The organism is Pseudomonas migulae, assembly GCF_043225285.1.
In the GTDB taxonomy this organism is placed as follows: Bacteria; Pseudomonadota; Gammaproteobacteria; order Pseudomonadales; family Pseudomonadaceae; genus Aquipseudomonas; species Aquipseudomonas migulae_C.
On sequence record NZ_CP171224.1, the window covers coordinates 4200335 to 4216138 of the forward strand.

Consider the following 15804-nt stretch of genomic DNA (forward strand, 5'->3'; position numbering starts at 1 on the left):
GAATTCAAATGAAACGGGCGAGATCAGCCGGACAGGGCGGGGCGCGGGGGCATGGTGTCGAACCTGTTGTTATTGGTTTTGTAGGGCGAATGGTGCGGGGAATTAACTGGATGGTTCAATTGGTAAAAGCGGGTTTTGGGCGATTATCGAACGTTAGATGGCGCTAATTCGTGAGGTGTCTGTGAGGGCCCCATCGCGAGCAGGCTCGCTCCTACAGTGAGCCGAGTTCCTTCAGAAAGAATGCAATCCATTGTAGGAGTGAGCCTGCTCGCGATGGGGCCATCAAAGACAACACTACTTTTCCCGCAGCCAACAAAAAGCCCACCAATCGGTGGGCTTCGTGTTTACAACCGTTCGATCAGAACAACTTCAGCTTCGGCGCTTCTTCTTTCAGCGGCTCGACTTTCGCGGTCTGCTCGTTCCAGCCACCGCCCAGCGCCTTGTACAGGTTCACGGCGCTGGTCAGTTGCGCCAGGCGGTCGGTGATCAGCGCCTGTTGCGCACTGAACAGCTGACGCTGGGCATCGAGGAAGGTCAGGTTGCTGTCGACGCCAATGCGATAACGACGCTCGGCCAGACGATAGTAGTCCTGGTTGGCGGTGACGAAATCACGCTGGGCCTGCAACTGTTCGGTGTAGGTCTGGCGCGCGGCCAGGCCGTCGGCGACTTCCTGGAAGGCCGTTTGAATGGACTTCTCGTAGTTCGCCACGCCGATGTCTTTCTGGATTTTCGAATAATCCAGGCTGGCGCGCAGGCTGCCGGCGTTGAAGATCGGCAGGTTGATCTGCGGCTGGAACAACCACGTACCCGAACCGCCCTTGAACAGGCCGGACAGGTCAGGGCTCAGCGTCCCGGCATTGGCGGTCAGGCTGATGCTCGGGAAGAACGCCGCCCGTGCCGCGCCGATGTTGGCGTTGGCCGCTTTCAGGTTGTATTCGGCCTGGAGGATGTCCGGACGACGTTGCAGCAAGTCCGACGGCAAGCCGGCCGGTACGTCGCTCAGCAGGTTGTCAGACAGCGGCTTGGCTTCTTGCAGATTGGCCGGGATGCCGGTGCCGAGCAGCAGCACCAGGCTGTTTTCGTCCTGGGCCACCTGACGCGTGTAACGGGCCAGTTGCGCACGGGCGTTTTCCACCGATGTACGCGACTGCGCCAGGTCCAGCGCCGAGGCGACGCCCACTTCGTTGCTGCGCGCGGTGAGCTTGTAGCTCTCCTCGAACGCACCGAGGGTGTCTTGCGTCAGCTTGCGCAGCTCTTTGTCGGCCTGCCAGGTCAGGTAGGCATTCGCCACGCTGGCCACCAGGCTGATTTGCGTGCTGCGACGGCCTTCTTCAGTGGCGAAGTACTTCTGCAGGGCTTCTTCGTTCAGGCTGCGAACCCGACCGAACAAGTCGAGTTCATAAGCGCTGATGCCGACGGTGGCCGAGTAGGAACTGGTGATACCTGCCTGACCGGTCTGGGATGCGTCAGCCGGAACCCGCTGGCGGCTACCGGTACCGTTGGCCGAAACCGCCGGGAACAGATCCGCCCGCGAGATGCGGTACTGCGCCGCGAACGCGTCGATGTTCAGCGCCGCGACACGCAGGTCGCGGTTGTTTTCCAGGGACAGCTGGATCAGCTGTTGCAACGCCGGGTCATGGAAAAACTGCTTCCAGCCCTGTTCGGCGGCAGCCTGGCTCGGCGCCTCGGCCGGCGAGTACGCCGGGCCTTGCGGGTACTGGGCCGCGACCGGTGCGTCCGGCTGCTGATAATCGGGTATCAGCGAGCAGCCGCTCAGGACGAACGCGGCGACTGCGATGGAGAGTAGCGACTTGCTCATTGGCCAGCCTCTTTAGATGGTTCGATAGCGTCGTCCTGATCGGCGATTTTGCGCTGACCCATGGCCGACACGGTGACAAAGAACAATGGGACCCAGAAGATCGCCAATACGGTGGCGGTGATCATACCGCCAATTACCACGGTACCGATGGCGTGCTGGCTGCCCGAGCCGGCGCCGCTGGAAATGGCCAGGGGCACCACGCCGAGAATGAACGCCAGGGAGGTCATGATGATCGGGCGCAAACGCATGCGGCAAGCCTCGATCGCGGCCTCCTGCAAGCTCTTGCCCTGTTCATGCAGGTCCTTGGCGAACTCGACGATCAGAATGGCGTTTTTCGCCGCCAGACCGATGGTGGTCAACAGGCCCACGAGGAAGTACACGTCGTTGGACAGCCCCCGCAGGCTGGTGGCCATCAGCGCACCGATGATCCCCAGCGGTACCACGAGCACCACGGCAATCGGAATCGACCAGCTCTCATACAACGCTGCCAGGCACAGGAACACCATCAGGATCGACAGCGCAAACAGTGCCGGCGCCTGCGAGCCTGCCAGTCGTTCTTCATACGACAGACCAGTCCAGGAAATACCGACACCGGCCGGCAGTTTCAGGGCAAGCGCCTCGACTTCGGCCATGGCTTCACCGGTGGAATAACCCGGCGCCGGGGAGCCGAGGATTTCCATCGCTTCTACGCCGTTATAACGGGCCAGTTTTGGCGAACCGTAAATCCACTCACCCTTGGCAAACGCGGTGAAGGGCACCATGGTCCCGGCGCTGTTGCGCACGTACCACTTCTTCAGGTCTTCAGGGCTCATGCGCGCGCCGGGCTGACCTTGCACGTAAACCTTCTTCACCCGACCACGGTCGATGAAGTCGTTCACATAGCTACTGCCCAAGGCAATCGACAGGGTGTTGTTGATGTCGGCGATGGTGATGCCCAGCGCACTGGCCTTTTCGTCGTCGATTTCCAGCTGGTATTGCGGCTCGTCGTTCAGACCGTTAGGACGAACTTGCGCCAGCACTTTGCTCTGCGCCGCCATGCCGAGGAACTGGTTACGGGCCGCCATCAGTTTTTCGTGACCGATACCGGCACGGTCTTGCAGGAACACGTCGAAACCGGTGGCGTTACCCAGCTCCAGAACCGCCGGCGGCGCGAAAGCGAACACCATGGCGTCACGGAAGGTGAAGAAGTGCTGTTGGGCACGGGCCGCGACTTTGAACACGTTGTTGTCGGCGTTACGTTCGTGCCACGGCCTCATCATGATGAACGCCATACCCGAACTCTGGCCACGACCGGCGAAGTTGAAGCCGGTCACGGTAAACACCGAATTCACCGCATCGCCTTCACCGCCATCCTTGCTTGGGCGCAGCAGGAATTCACGCATCTGGTCCACGACGACCTGGGTGCGCTGTGCTGTCGAACCAGCCGGGGTCTGCACTTGGGCGAACAGTACGCCCTGGTCTTCTTCCGGGAGGAACGAGGACGGAATGCGCATGAACAGCCAGATCATGCCGACGACGATGATCACGTAGGCCAGCAGGTACGGCACCTTGTTGCGCAGAATGTTGCCGACGCCACGCTCGTAGCTTTTCACGCTACGGTCGAAGTTGCGGTTGAACCAGCCGAAGAAACCGCGTTTCGGCACGCCATGCTCGCCCTTGGGAATGGCTTTGAGCATGGTGGCGCAGAGCGCCGGGGTGAAGATCAGCGCGACCAGTACCGACAGGGCCATGGCCGAAACGATGGTGATCGAGAATTGCTTGTAGATCACACCCGTGGAGCCGCCGAAGAACGCCATCGGCAACAGTACCGCCGAAAGCACCAGGGCAATACCGACCAGCGCACCCTGGATCTGCCCCATGGATTTCTTGGTGGCCTCCTTGGGTGACAGGCCTTCTTCGCTCATGACCCGTTCGACGTTTTCCACCACGACGATGGCATCGTCCACCAGCAGGCCGATGGCCAACACCATACCGAACATGGTCAGGGTGTTGATGCTGAAACCGAACGCCGCGAGGATGCCGAACGTACCCAGCAATACCACCGGCACGGTCATCGTGGTGATGACGGTGGCGCGGAAGTTTTGCAGGAACAGGAACATCACCAGGAACACCAGCACGATCGCTTCGACCAGGGTTTCAACCACACCCTTGATCGACTCGGTCACCACTGGCGTGGTGTCGTACGGGAACACCACTTCCATCCCTTGCGGGAAGAACGGCTTGAGGCTGTCAATGGTCTTGCGCAGGGCTTTCGCGGTGTCGAGGGCGTTGGCACCGTTGGCCAGTTTCACTGCCAGGCCGGAAGCCGGGGCGCCGTTGAACTGGGCGTTGATGCTGTAGTTCTCGCCACCCAGGCCGACGTCGGCGACATCTTTCAGGCGAACCTGAGAACCGTCCTTGTTGACCTTGAGCAGGATCTTGTTGAATTGCTCAGCGGTCTGCAGGCGGGTCTTGCCGATGATCGTGGCGTTCAACTGAGTGCCGGGCAGGGCAGGCAGGCCGCCGAGCTGGCCGGACGATACCTGGACGTTTTGCGCGGCGATGGCGGTCTTGACGTCGATCGGGGTCAGGTTGAAGTTGTTCAACTTGGCCGGGTCGAGCCAGATACGCATCGCGTACTGCGAACCGAACACCTGGAAGTCGCCCACGCCGGCTGTCCGCGAAATCGGATCCTGCATGTTCGACACGATGTAGTTGGACAGGTCGTCCTTGGTCATGCTGCCGTCACGCGAGACCACGCCGATCACCAGCAGGAAGTTCTTCACCGCCTTGGTGACGCGGATACCTTGCTGCTGCACTTCTTGCGGCAGCAGCGGGGTGGCCAGGTTCAGTTTGTTCTGGACCTGAACCTGCGCGGTATCGGAATTGGTGCCTTGCTCGAAGGTCGCGGTGATGGTCATGGTGCCGTCGGAGTTACTTTCCGAGGACACATAACGCAGGTTGTCGATACCGTTGAGCTGCTGCTCGATCACCTGAACCACGGTGTCTTGCACGGTTTGCGCGGAAGCGCCCGGGTACGCCACGGAAATGGCGATCGCCGGAGGCGCAATGCTCGGGTACTGGTTGATCGGCAACTTGAGGATCGATAGAGCCCCGACCAGCATGATCACCAGGGCAATTACCCAGGCGAAAATCGGACGGTCGATAAAGAATTTCGACATGGTTTACTCCCCTTTGCCGCTGGAAGCCTTGTCAGCTGCCTGTGCGGGGGCCGGGTTCTTTGCGCCAACGTTGGTCGCCTCACTGGCCTTGACTTCAATGCCGGGTTTGACGAATTGCAGTCCTTCGGTGATCAGGCGATCGCCGGCCTTCAGGCCGTCTTCGATCAGCCACTGGCTGCCGACGGTGCGACTGGCCTTAAGCTGACGCAGCTCGACCTTGTTGTCCGCACCAACGACCAGCGCGGTCGGGGTGCCCTTGAGGTCGCGGGTCACGCCTTGTTGCGGCGCCAGGATCGCGGCGGCATTCACACCGGCCTGCAGCTGGGCGTGAACGAACATGCCCGGCAGCAGGGTGTGATCAGGGTTCGGGAACACGGCGCGCAGGGTCACGGAACCGGTGGTCTGGTCAACCGAGACTTCGGAGAATTCGAGCTTGCCGTCGAGCTTGTACTGGCTGCCGTCTTCGAGGGTCAGCTTGACCGCCGCCGAGTTGTCGCCGGCCTTTTGCAAGCGACCGCTTTCCAGTTCGCGGCGCAGTTCAAGCAGCTCCACGGACGACTGGGTGACGTCGACGTAGATCGGGTCGAGTTGCTGGATCACGGCCATGGCATCCGCCTGGCCACTGGTGACCAGGGCGCCTTCGGTCACGTTCGAACGACCGATGCGACCGGACAGCGGCGCATAGACCTTGGTGTAGCGCACATTGATCTGGGCGGTTTGCAGGGCGGCTTCCGATTGCAGGCGGTTGGCCAGGGCGGTGTCGTATTCCTGACGGCTGACGGCCTGTTCGTTGACAAGTTGCTTGTAGCGATCGGAAATCGACTTGGTCTGTTGCAGATTGGCTTCGGCGCTTTTCAGCGTAGCTTCATAGACGGCCGGATCGATCTGATACAGCTGCTGGCCGGCCTTGACGTCGCCGCCTTCCTTGAACAGACGCTTGAGGATGATGCCGTTGACCTGCGGACGGACTTCGGCGATGCGGAAGGCGCTGGTGCGACCCGGCAGCTCGGACGTCAGGGTAAAGGCTTGAGGTTGCAAGGTGACGACGCCGACCTGAGGCGGTGGAGCGGCCGGTGCCGCCTCTTCCTTTTTACATCCGCTGAGCAGCGATGCGAGGGCGACGGCAGTGACCAGAGCGGTAACAGCTGGCTTGAATTGCATGAAAATCCTCGGGTCAGGCGCGCAAATTGCGCACAAGAAATGTGTAAGGGTAAAAAATGTGCGCTGAGTGGATAAGTAGCTTGCTAAGGAATATACTTACGTTCATGGTTGTTTGTAAATACCTTGGCTGCGTACCCACACCGTTACAAAAGCCGTTACGAAGGTTCGAATTGTAGGCCGGGGACGACACCCAAGAGCGTTCGCCCCACTTTTATTCAGCGGCTGTTCAGGCATCGCTGAAGCACCCCGATTGAGGTTGTACTGCCATGGTCCGTCGTACCAAAGAGGAAGCTCAGGAAACCCGTAGCCAGATACTCGAAGCGGCAGAGAAAGCCTTTTACGAGCGGGGCGTGGCGCGCACCACACTGGCGGACATTGCCACCCTGGCCGGCGTGACGCGCGGGGCCATCTACTGGCATTTCAGCAACAAGGCCGATCTGGTACAGGCCATGCTCGATACGCTGCATGAGCCGCTGGATGAAATGGCCAAGGCCAGTGAAAGCGAAGATGAACTCGATCCGCTGGGTTGCATGCGCAAGCTGCTGATTCATTTGTTTCATCAAGTTGCACTGGACCCGAAAACCCGACGCATAAATGAGATTTTGTTTCATAAGTGCGAATTCACCGATGAAATGTGCGATCTGCGCCAGCAGCGCCGGGAGGTCAGCCTCGATTGCAACGTGCGCATCGGCCTGGCCTTGCGTAATGCGGTGAATCGCGGGCAGTTGCCGGATGATCTCGACACGGCCCGCGCGGCCATCAGCCTGCACGCCTATATCGACGGCATCCTGTACCAGTGGCTATTGGCGCCGGACAGTTTTGAACTCCACACCGAGGCTGAGCGCTGGGTCGATACCGGGTTGGACATGCTGCGCCTGAGCCCGAGCCTGCGTAAATGAAACAAAATGCGTAATTGGATCCGTGGGTGTCAACCATTCATGTCGCAGATGAACGGTTCTTCACGCGCACTGCATCAATGGGGTGCTTTTATATACGCCCGTTCGTTTGGTTGACAGGTAGCAAGCTCAGTATTTTGTAGGAATTTTGTGTCGATAGTGTGAGGCTGAGCCAGCACGCACATGCCCTGTGGGAGCGAGCCTGCTCGCGAATGGGCCATCACATTCACCATCATCGTTGACTGAGCGACCGCTTTCGCGAGCAGGCTCGCTCCCACATTGAGTGGTAATAAATCCCAGGATTTATACAGGCAACAAAAAAGCCCCGGCTCTTTCGAGTCGGGGCTTTTTGCGTTTCAGCGAGTGACGATTACAGCGTCGGGTAGTCGATGTAGCCGACCGGGCCCTTGCCGTAGAACAGCTCCGGACGCGCTTCGTTCAGCGGTGCGTCGGCTTTCAGGCGAGCCGGCAGGTCAGGGTTGGCAATGAACGGCACGCCGAAGGCGACCGCATCGGCCTTGCCGCTGGCCAGCCAGGCGTTGGCGCTGTCCTTGGTGAAGCGTTCGTTGATGATGTACGGGCCGCCGAAGGCTTCCTTGATCTGTGGGCCGAGGCTGTCGGCGCCTTCTTTCTCGCGGGAGCAGATGAACGCGATGCCACGCTTGCCCAGTTCGCGGGCGACGTAGGTGAAGGTTTCGGCCAGGTTGTCGTCGCCCATGTCGTGGGAATCGGCGCGCGGTGCCAGGTGCACACCGACACGGCCGGCGCCCCAGACTTCGATCGCCGCGTCGGTCACTTCCAGCAACAGGCGGGCACGGTTTTCCAGGGAGCCGCCGTACTGGTCGGTGCGCTGGTTGGTGCTGCTTTGCAGGAACTGATCGAGCAGGTAACCGTTGGCGCCGTGGATTTCCACGCCGTCGAAACCGGCGGCCTTGGCGTTCTCGGCACCGGTGCGGTAGGCGTCGATGATGTCGGCGATTTCAGCGGTTTCCAGCGCACGTGGCGTCGGGTAGTCGGCCAGAGGGCGAACCAGGCTGACGTGACCTTTTGGCTGGATGGCGCTCGGTGCCACCGGCGCTTCACCGTTCAGGTACGACTCATGGGACACCCGGCCCACGTGCCACAGTTGCAGGAAGATCTTGCCGCCCGCGCCGTGGATCGCTTTGGTCACGTTGGCCCAGCCACGTACCTGGTCGTTGGACCAGATGCCCGGGGTGTCCGGGTAGCCGACGCCCATCGGTGTGACCGAAGTGGCTTCGCTGAGGATCAGGCCGGCCGAGGCGCGTTGTACGTAGTATTCGGCCATCAACGCGTTGGGCACTCGGCCTTCGTCGGCGCGGCAGCGGGTCAGCGGAGCCATGATGATGCGGTTGGCCAGCTCGATGTCGCCCAGTTTGATCGGATCGAAAATAGTCGTCATTTAATAGCTCTCTTGTGGAGATCAGTTAGAGGTAGCAGGGGCCAGTTCGGGATTACCGCTCTGACGGAAAGTAATCAGCGTTACCAGCAGGGCGAGTACCGCCAGTGCGGCGGCCGCGAGGGGCACGCTGGTCAGGCCGTAGCCGTGGGCGATGACGCTGCCGCCGACCCAGGCGCCGAGGGCGTTGCCGACGTTGAACGCGCCGATGTTCAGGGTCGAGACCAGGTTCGGCGCCGCCTTGCCGTAGGTCACCACGTTGACTTGCAGGGCCGGTACGGCGGCAAAACAGGCGGTGGCCCAGAGGAACAGGGTGATTTCGGTCGGGATCAGCGCGACGCTGGTCCAGGTCAGCACGGTGGACACCACCGCCATGCTGATGAACACACCGATCAGCGTGGCTGCCAGGCCCTTGTCGGCCAGTTTGCCGCCGATGATGTTGCCGACGGTCAGGCCCAGGCCGATGAGCATCAGGGTCCAGGTCACGCCCCGTGGCGAGACGCCGGTCACTTCGCCCAGCAGCGGCGCAACGTAGGTGAACAGGGTGAAGACCGAAGCGGCGAACAGAGCGGTCATGCTCAACGACAGCCAGATGCCGGCGCCTTTGAGGGCGCGCAGCTCAGCGCGCATGTCGAGTTTTTCTTCATCGCGCTTGGCGGGCAGGAAACGGATAAGTCCGATCAGGGCGATCACACCGATCACGGTCACTGCCCAGAAAGTCGAACGCCAGCCGGCTTGTTGACCGAGGGCGGTGCCCAGCGGTACGCCGAGGACGTTGGCCAGGGTCAGGCCGGTGAACATCAGGGCCACGGCCGAGGCGCGTTTGTTGGCCGGCACCAGGCCTGCTGCTACCACCGAACCGATGCCGAAGAAGGCACCGTGGCACAGCGCTGTCACCACACGGGCAAACATCAGGACTTCATAGTCGGTGGCCAGAGCGCAGAGCAGGTTGCCGATGATGAATATGCCCATCAACGCGACCAGTGCAGCCTTGCGCGGCAGTTTGGCGGTGGCCAGTGCCATGAACGGCGCACCGATGGCCACGCCCAGGGCGTAACCGGTCACCAGCCAGCCGGCGCCGGGGATCGACACGCCGAGGTCCGCCGCCACATCGGGCAGCAGGCCCATGATGACGAACTCTGTGGTGCCGATGGCGAAGGCGCTCAAGGCCAGGATGAGGAGCGAGAGGGGCATTGTGTAATTCCTTTTGGCTGACTGACGTTAAGGGTCAGAGCTCTTTACTGAAGGTGCTGAGGAACGCCTGGATGGTTTCCTCGTTGCGTTTGAAAAAGTGCCACTGGCCGACTTTGCGGCTGCTGATCAGGCCGGCGCGTTGCAGGGTCGCGAGGTGGGCGGAGACCGTGGACTGCGACAGGCCGCAGCGTTGATCGATCTGCCCGGCGCAGACGCCGTGCTCGTTGCTGTGAGACTGGTCGGGAAATTCGACGTCCGGGTTTTTCAGCCAGTGCAGGATTTCTCGCCGTACCGGGTGTGCCAGGGCTTTTATTATTTCGTCGAGGTCGATGTTCATGGTTGGGGGCTCGTGATGAGTAAAACGCTATATCGCGATGGGGCGAATTTTAAATCGGTATTTCGCGATATACCAATATGATTTAGCTCTGAGGGCCGAGTAAATCGGTATATCGGGTTATAACGATATGGGTGGCGCAGTGCTAAGCTGCGCGGCATGAACTATCTCGCACATCTTCACTTGGGTGGCCAGCGTCCCGGTCAATTGCTCGGCAGTCTGTATGGCGACTTCGTCAAAGGACGGCTGCAGGGGCAGTTCGACCCGGAGATCGAAGCGGCCATCCAGCTGCACCGCAGCATCGACGTGTTCACCGATCGCCATCCGTTGGTGGACGTGGCGCTGTCGCGGTTTTCCCTGACCCGCCGGCGTTACGCCGGGATCGTGCTCGATGTGTTTTTCGATCATTGCCTGGCACGGGACTGGGCGCTGTATGCCGACCGGCCGCTGGCGCTGTTCACGTCTGACGTTTATCGGGTGCTGTCGTCCGAGCCGCAACTACCGGAACGGCTGGCGAAAATCGCGCCGCACATGGTGGCGAATGACTGGTTGGGTTCTTACCGGGAGTTTGAAGTGCTGGAGCAGGTGCTGCGGGGGATTTCGCGACGGCTGACCAAACCCGAGGAACTGGCGGCGGCGATGCAAGAGTTGCGGGGATTATATGAGCCGTTGAGCGAGGACTTTCGGTTGTTCTATCCACAGCTCCAGGACTTCGCCCAAAACTATCCAACCACATAAATCCGTGTAGGAGCCGGCTTGCCGGCGATGGCGGTGTATCAGTCAGCATCTCTGTTGAATGTTATGCCGTCATCGCCGGCAAGCCGGCTCCTACAGGGGAAATGTGTTCAGGCGGCGATGGCGGGGCGCATTGGCGCTTGCTGTTTTTCCGGAATCGCACCAAACAACACCTTCTGCACCGCCTGCTGCGCTTCAAACGCCAGCGCTGCACGCTCGCGGCCTTCGCAGGCAATCGGCTTGAGCAGATGAATCTCGACATCCCCGCGATCATTGGCAAACAGCCGCATCAGGTGCGAGAGCAAGTCATCATCGCCAATGAACGGCGCCAGGGAATCCACTTCGCCCTCGCGTACATAACGAATCGCCACCGGTTGCAGCATCGCTTGCGAATCGATCGCCGCTGACAGCAGGCGACCATGAAAGGTACGCAACGAACGGCCATCGGTGGTGGTGCCTTCCGGGAACATCAGCAACGGATGCGCTTGCTCCAGATGACGGGTCATCTGTTTGCGGATCAACTGGCTGTCGCCCGAACCGCGACGGATAAACAGACTGCCGGCCTTCGCCGCCAGCCAGCCGGCCACCGGCCAGGTGCGCACTTCGGCCTTGGACAGGAACGACATTGGCGTCAGCATGCCCAGCAGCGGGATGTCGGTCCAGGACACGTGGTTGCTGACCCAAAGCATCGACTCCTTGGGCAACTCCCCGTGGACCGTCACGCGAAAGGGCAGGGCATTGGCCAGTCGCGCCATGAAGAAACGCGACCAACGCTGACGGCGGACCATCGAATGGGCGATGCCCAGGCGTTCGAAGGTGCCGAACACACTGGCCATGCTCAACCCCAGCGTCACCACCATCAATACTCGCGCGATCCGCGCGTACACCCGCAGGCGGCTCATTACACCGCCGCCTTGAAGTGCTTGGCGTAACGCGGGCAGAGTTCGTCGCGCTTGAGCAGGATGAACACGTCGGCGACCTGGAAGTCTTCGTCCCAGCACGGCTCGCCGCAGATCTTCGCGCCGAGGCGCATGTAGGCCTTGAGCAGCGGTGGCATTTCGGCGATGACGTTAGAGGGGATATCCAGGGTCGGCAGCGGTTTTTTCGGTTCGGCGCGCAGGTGTTCGGTGCACAGGTAACGTTCGCGCAGGCGCTGCATGATCGCGTGGGCCTGGATGCCGCCGTCCTGCATCGGGATGCTCGCGCAACCCATCAGGTAGCTGTAGCCGCCCTGGTTCAGGACTTCGGCCAGTTCACCCCAGAGCACGGCGATGGTGCCGCCGTTGCGGTAGGCCGGGTCGACGCAGGTGCGGCCGATTTCGAGGATCGGACCCTGCAAATGCACCAGGCCGTGCAGGCTGAATTCTTCTTCGCTGTAAAACTTGCCCAGGCTGCTGGCCGCCGTGTGATCGAGCAAACGGGTGGTCGCCACCAGGCGCCCGGTGTTCAAGTCACGCACACCGATGTGGGCGCAGTGAACATCGTAGTCGTCCATGTCCAGACCCAGCTCCGCGCCTTTCAGTTTGGCGTTGAATTCGCCGCTGAACACGTTGAAGCGCAAGGCCTGGGCTTCCTGCAAAGCCTCGGCGCCTATCAGACGTTCGGCTTGCAGGCGGCGTTCGTTGCCGGTGTCGCTGATGCGGGCGATCTGAGTCATGGCGAATCTCCGTGCGGGCTGCTCACCCGTCTTTGGGTTACAGCGGATCGACTTTCTTTATCCAGCCTTGTTGTGCAAAGTCAGGCTATGTAGCCCCGGTGTCATCGCCATGAAGCTTTGGTGATGCTTATATGACAGCCCTCGAGGAGCCTCCTATGCCCTGGCAAACCCTGTTGAAACGCTGCGATCGCTTGCCCGCCAACCCGGACCTGGCGGAAGGGTTCGCGACCTTGTTGCATCAGTTGGGAACGGTGACGCCGTTCGAGCTGGCGGTGGCCGGCGGGCGTCTGATGGCGACACCGGGGCTGGCGTTTCTGGTGGGCTATCAAGCGGCGCTGCGCATGCTCTGGCCGAGCGCGCCGTTGAGCCTGGGTGCGTTGTGCGCCACCGAACAACGCAGCCTGCGGGTGGCGGACATGCAGACGCGCCTGACGGATCTGCGCTTGAGCGGGCGCAAGGATTTCGTCACCGCCGGCGACGCGGCCGACTGGCTGCTGATCGCCGCCCGCAGCGAAGAGCCCGGCGCCGATCCGCGACTGAGCCTGGCCGTGGTCTATCCCGGCGAGCCGGGCGTGCGGGTGGAAAAACTGCCGGCGATCCCGTTGATGCCGGACATCAGCCACGGTCGGTTGATGCTCGACAATGCCCTGTGCGAGCTGCTTGCCGGGGATGGCTGGAATGCCTACGTCAAACCGTTCCGCACCCTCGAAGATCTCTATGTGTTGAGCGCGATGACGGCCTGGCTGTATGGCGTCGGTCAGGACTGCGATTGGCCGCAAGCCTTGCAGTTGCGTTTGCTGGCGCTGTTGGCCGGCTGCGCGGAAGTCAGCCGGCAGGCGCCGAACAATCCGGCCGGGCATGTGTTGCTGGGCGGATTGTTCGCGCAGTTCGACGGGTTGAAGGCTGAGCTGAACCAGGCGCTGGCCGACGGGCCGCCACAGTGGGCGGCGATGTGGCAGCGGGATCAGGCGGTGATGGAGTTGGCGGCGGGGGCGAGGGGCAAGCGGTTGGCCAAGGCATTGGCCGGATCTTCGCTGGATTGAATGGCCCCATCGCGAGCAGGCTCGCTCCCACAATTTGAAATGCATTCCCCTGTGGGAGCGAGCCTGCTCGCGATGGGGCCCGATGAACGACAGATTTTTCAGAACTGTCATCATCTTCGACTAGGCTCTGCAGGTTCATCCCGCCGAGCCCTCACCATGTTCAAAGGCGTGTCCCTGTTTTTCCTGCTGCTGCTCAGCCTCCCGGCCCACGCCGAAAACTGGCCCGCCGAGCAATGGTCCACCGGCCCGACCGTCACTGGCCCCGCCCTCCAGGCCCTTGAGGCGTACGCCTTTCCACCCCGCGACGACGTCACCCGAAAAGGCCTGCGCACCGACGCCCTGCTGGTGATCCGTGACGGCCAGTTGATCTACGAACGCTACGCCGGCCCGACCACGGTCGACACGCCGCACCTGACCTGGTCGATCAGCAAAAGCCTGATGGCCGCAGTGCTCGGCGTGGCCTATGGCGAAGGCGGGTTCACGCTTCAGGACCCGCTGCTGAAGTTTTATCCGCCAATGGCGAAACACCCGGCGATCACCATGGCCGACCTGCTGCACTGGGCCTCGGGCCTGGACTGGCAGGAAGACTACGAATTCGCACCGTTGAAGTCTTCGGTGGTGGCGATGCTCTATACCCGTGGTCATCAGGACATGCCCGCGTTTACGGCCCATCACGATGAATACGCGAAACCCGGCGAGGCCTTCCGCTACTCCAGTGGCGACAGCAATCTGTTGTCTGCCGCGCTGAAAAACATCGTCGGCCCGGCGCGCTATCCGGATTACCCGTGGACCGCGCTGTTCGAACCGTTGGGCATCCGCCACGCCGTCTGGGAAACCGACGCCACCGGCACGTTCGTTGCGTCGTCCTACGCCTACCTCACGGCGCGGGACCTGGCGCGTGTCGGCCTGTTGATGGCCCGCGACGGGCGTTGGGGCGATCGGCAATTGCTGCCCAAGGACTGGGTCGCCTTCAATCGTGAACCGTTCGACCATTACAAGGCCCATCAGGACGAAGCGGTGCCGGGCGGTCATTGGTGGCTCAACCGCGATGCCGACAGTGCGGCCCGCCCCTGGCCCGATGCTCCGGCAGACACCTTCGCCGCACTCGGGCATTGGGGGCAGGCGATGTACGTGATTCCCAGCGAAAAACTGGTGATCGTGCGCTACGGCGATGATCGCGACGGCAGTTATCGGCACAACGAATTGCTCCGGCTCGCGCGCAAGGCATTTGCCGGGGCGGTGCAGCCATGATTCGTCGCCGTCCGTTCAGTATGTTGGGGTTGGTTTTGCTGGTCGCCTTGCTTGGCTGGATCTGGCAGGAACGGGTGGCGCTGTGGGCGTTCCCGGACATCATCAGCGCCTACACCGCCAAGGAATTTTGTTCGTGCCGGTACGTGATGAACAACGACGCCGAGTATTGCCGTGGTTACGTGAAGCAATGGTTGCCTGTCAGCGGGTTTACCGATGACCCAGCCAGCAAGCGCGTCACCGTCAGCGGCCTGGGCCGGAGCAACAGCGCGCAGTGGATCGGTGAGCACCAGGGTTGCCGTTTGAATCCCTGAACAGTCTTTGTTCCGACGATAGCAATCTCACAGACGCCATCGCCGGCAAGCCGGGCTCCTACATATTTTCGGCGTGAACAAAATTGAGGCCCCACCCCCTCACCTGTAGGAGCCAGCTTGCTGGCGATAGCGATTTCAAATACGCCATCGCCAGTGAGCAGGTATCTACACCGGTTTGCTTCTTGCTCAGGGACGGTTAAGGTTCGTGCAGGTTTATTTGCCCATGAGTCTTTATGTTCAAGCGGTCTTTCACCCAAACCCTCGCCTTTGTGCTGCTGGCCGGGGCCACGTTGTCGGCGCAGGCCAATTGGTACCTCGACGGCGAATCCTCGCGGTTGTCGTTCGTCAGCACCAAAAACGCCCATGTTTCCGAAGTGCAGCGCTTTCTGGTGCTGCACGGCAAAGTCAGCCCCAAAGGGTTGGCTGAGGTGGAAGTCGAGCTGGAGTCGGTGAACAGCGGCATCCCCCTGCGCGACGAACGCATGCGCAAGGAGCTGTTCGACATCCAGACCTTCCCCGAAGCGTTGATCACGGCGCAAATCGATCTGCGCCCGATCAACGACCTCGCCCCCGGCGCGCAACTCGAATTGCGTTTGCCGGTGACCGTCAACCTCCACGGGAAAACCCATGAATACAACGCCGAACTGCTGGCGACCCGTCTCGATGACCGGCGCTTTCAAGTGGTGACCCTCGAGCCGCTGGTGCTCAACGCCGAGGATTTCGACCTGGCGCCGGGGCTGGACAGCTTGCGCAAGGTCGCCGGTCTGTCGGCAATCAGCCTGTCGGTGCCGGTGGGTGCGGTACTGATTTTCACGGCGCGCTGAC

General features: G+C 61.4%; 14 protein-coding genes. 6 read left to right on the top strand and 8 right to left on the bottom strand.

Features of this window, described 5'->3' with window-relative positions; genetic code table 11:
• Positions 1 to 358 precede the first annotated feature (358 nt).
• From emhC to emhA, 3 genes are read right to left on the bottom strand one after another with little or no spacing between them, the layout of a single operon-like run.
• Positions 359 to 1819, bottom strand: coding sequence for an efflux RND transporter outer membrane subunit EmhC (gene emhC / locus ACF6ZU_RS19215; protein WP_392886049.1), 1461 nt, complete (start codon positions 1817 to 1819; stop codon positions 359 to 361).
• Positions 1816 to 4980, bottom strand: coding sequence for an efflux RND transporter permease subunit EmhB (gene emhB / locus ACF6ZU_RS19220; protein ID WP_392886051.1), 3165 nt, complete (start codon positions 4978 to 4980; stop codon positions 1816 to 1818). The genes emhC and emhB overlap by 4 nt, the downstream gene beginning before the upstream one ends.
• Positions 4981 to 4983: 3 nt before the next feature.
• Entirely contained in the window at positions 4984 to 6141 is a 1158-nt protein-coding gene (gene emhA, locus ACF6ZU_RS19225) for an efflux RND transporter periplasmic adaptor subunit EmhA (protein ID WP_392886052.1), read from the bottom strand.
• Positions 6142 to 6407: 266 nt separating this feature from the next.
• Here emhA and emhR point away from each other — a divergent pair, with 266 nt between their 5' ends.
• Positions 6408 to 7040: an efflux system transcriptional repressor EmhR gene (gene emhR / locus ACF6ZU_RS19230; protein ID WP_392886053.1), complete on the top strand. Its 633-nt coding sequence runs from the start codon at positions 6408 to 6410 to the stop codon at positions 7038 to 7040.
• A gap of 367 nt (positions 7041 to 7407) precedes the next feature.
• On the opposite strand, the gene ACF6ZU_RS19235 is transcribed toward emhR, so the two are convergent.
• The 3 genes from ACF6ZU_RS19235 to ACF6ZU_RS19245 are packed head-to-tail and all read right to left on the bottom strand — an operon-like array spanning position 7408 to position 9985.
• On the bottom strand, positions 7408 to 8457 hold the full coding sequence (locus tag ACF6ZU_RS19235) for an alkene reductase (RefSeq protein ID WP_392886054.1): 1050 nt from the start codon (positions 8455 to 8457) through the stop codon (positions 7408 to 7410).
• A gap of 21 nt (positions 8458 to 8478) precedes the next feature.
• Positions 8479 to 9648 carry an MFS transporter gene (locus ACF6ZU_RS19240; protein ID WP_392886055.1) on the bottom strand — a complete coding sequence of 390 codons (1170 nt, stop codon included), beginning with the start codon at positions 9646 to 9648 and terminating at the stop codon, positions 8479 to 8481.
• A 34-nt stretch (positions 9649 to 9682) separates the two neighbouring features.
• Positions 9683 to 9985 (bottom strand): ArsR/SmtB family transcription factor, encoded by a 303-nt coding sequence (locus ACF6ZU_RS19245; protein ID WP_392886056.1) that lies wholly within the window; start codon positions 9983 to 9985, stop codon positions 9683 to 9685.
• 156 nt (positions 9986 to 10141) lie between these two features.
• Between ACF6ZU_RS19245 and ACF6ZU_RS19250 the strand changes: the two genes are divergently transcribed.
• Complete coding sequence (locus ACF6ZU_RS19250) at positions 10142 to 10720, top strand: ACP phosphodiesterase (protein ID WP_392886057.1); 579 nt, start codon at positions 10142 to 10144, stop codon at positions 10718 to 10720.
• Positions 10721 to 10827: 107 nt separating this feature from the next.
• On the opposite strand, the gene ACF6ZU_RS19255 is transcribed toward ACF6ZU_RS19250, so the two are convergent.
• The gene (locus ACF6ZU_RS19255) at positions 10828 to 11619 is read right to left on the bottom strand and encodes a lysophospholipid acyltransferase family protein (RefSeq protein ID WP_392886058.1); all 792 of its coding nucleotides are present in this window, start codon (positions 11617 to 11619) and stop codon (positions 10828 to 10830) included.
• Entirely contained in the window at positions 11619 to 12374 is a 756-nt protein-coding gene (olsB, locus tag ACF6ZU_RS19260; protein ID WP_056856082.1) for an L-ornithine N(alpha)-acyltransferase, read from the bottom strand. The genes ACF6ZU_RS19255 and olsB overlap by 1 nt, the downstream gene beginning before the upstream one ends.
• A 155-nt stretch (positions 12375 to 12529) precedes the next feature.
• Here olsB and ACF6ZU_RS19265 point away from each other — a divergent pair, with 155 nt between their 5' ends.
• The 4 genes from ACF6ZU_RS19265 (at position 12530) to ACF6ZU_RS19280 (ending at position 15803) form a co-directional block, all read left to right on the top strand.
• Positions 12530 to 13417 carry an acyl-CoA dehydrogenase gene (locus ACF6ZU_RS19265; protein WP_392886061.1) on the top strand — a complete coding sequence of 296 codons (888 nt, stop codon included), beginning with the start codon at positions 12530 to 12532 and terminating at the stop codon, positions 13415 to 13417.
• Positions 13418 to 13573: 156 nt separating this feature from the next.
• Positions 13574 to 14668, top strand: a complete 1095-nt coding sequence (locus ACF6ZU_RS19270) for a serine hydrolase domain-containing protein (RefSeq protein WP_392886063.1) — start codon at positions 13574 to 13576, stop codon at positions 14666 to 14668.
• Positions 14665 to 14979, top strand: coding sequence for an amidase (locus tag ACF6ZU_RS19275; protein WP_392886065.1), 315 nt, complete (start codon positions 14665 to 14667; stop codon positions 14977 to 14979). The genes ACF6ZU_RS19270 and ACF6ZU_RS19275 overlap by 4 nt, the downstream gene beginning before the upstream one ends.
• A gap of 233 nt (positions 14980 to 15212) precedes the next feature.
• Positions 15213 to 15803: a YceI family protein gene (locus ACF6ZU_RS19280; RefSeq protein ID WP_392886067.1), complete on the top strand. Its 591-nt coding sequence runs from the start codon at positions 15213 to 15215 to the stop codon at positions 15801 to 15803.
• Position 15804: the final 1 nt, after the last annotated feature.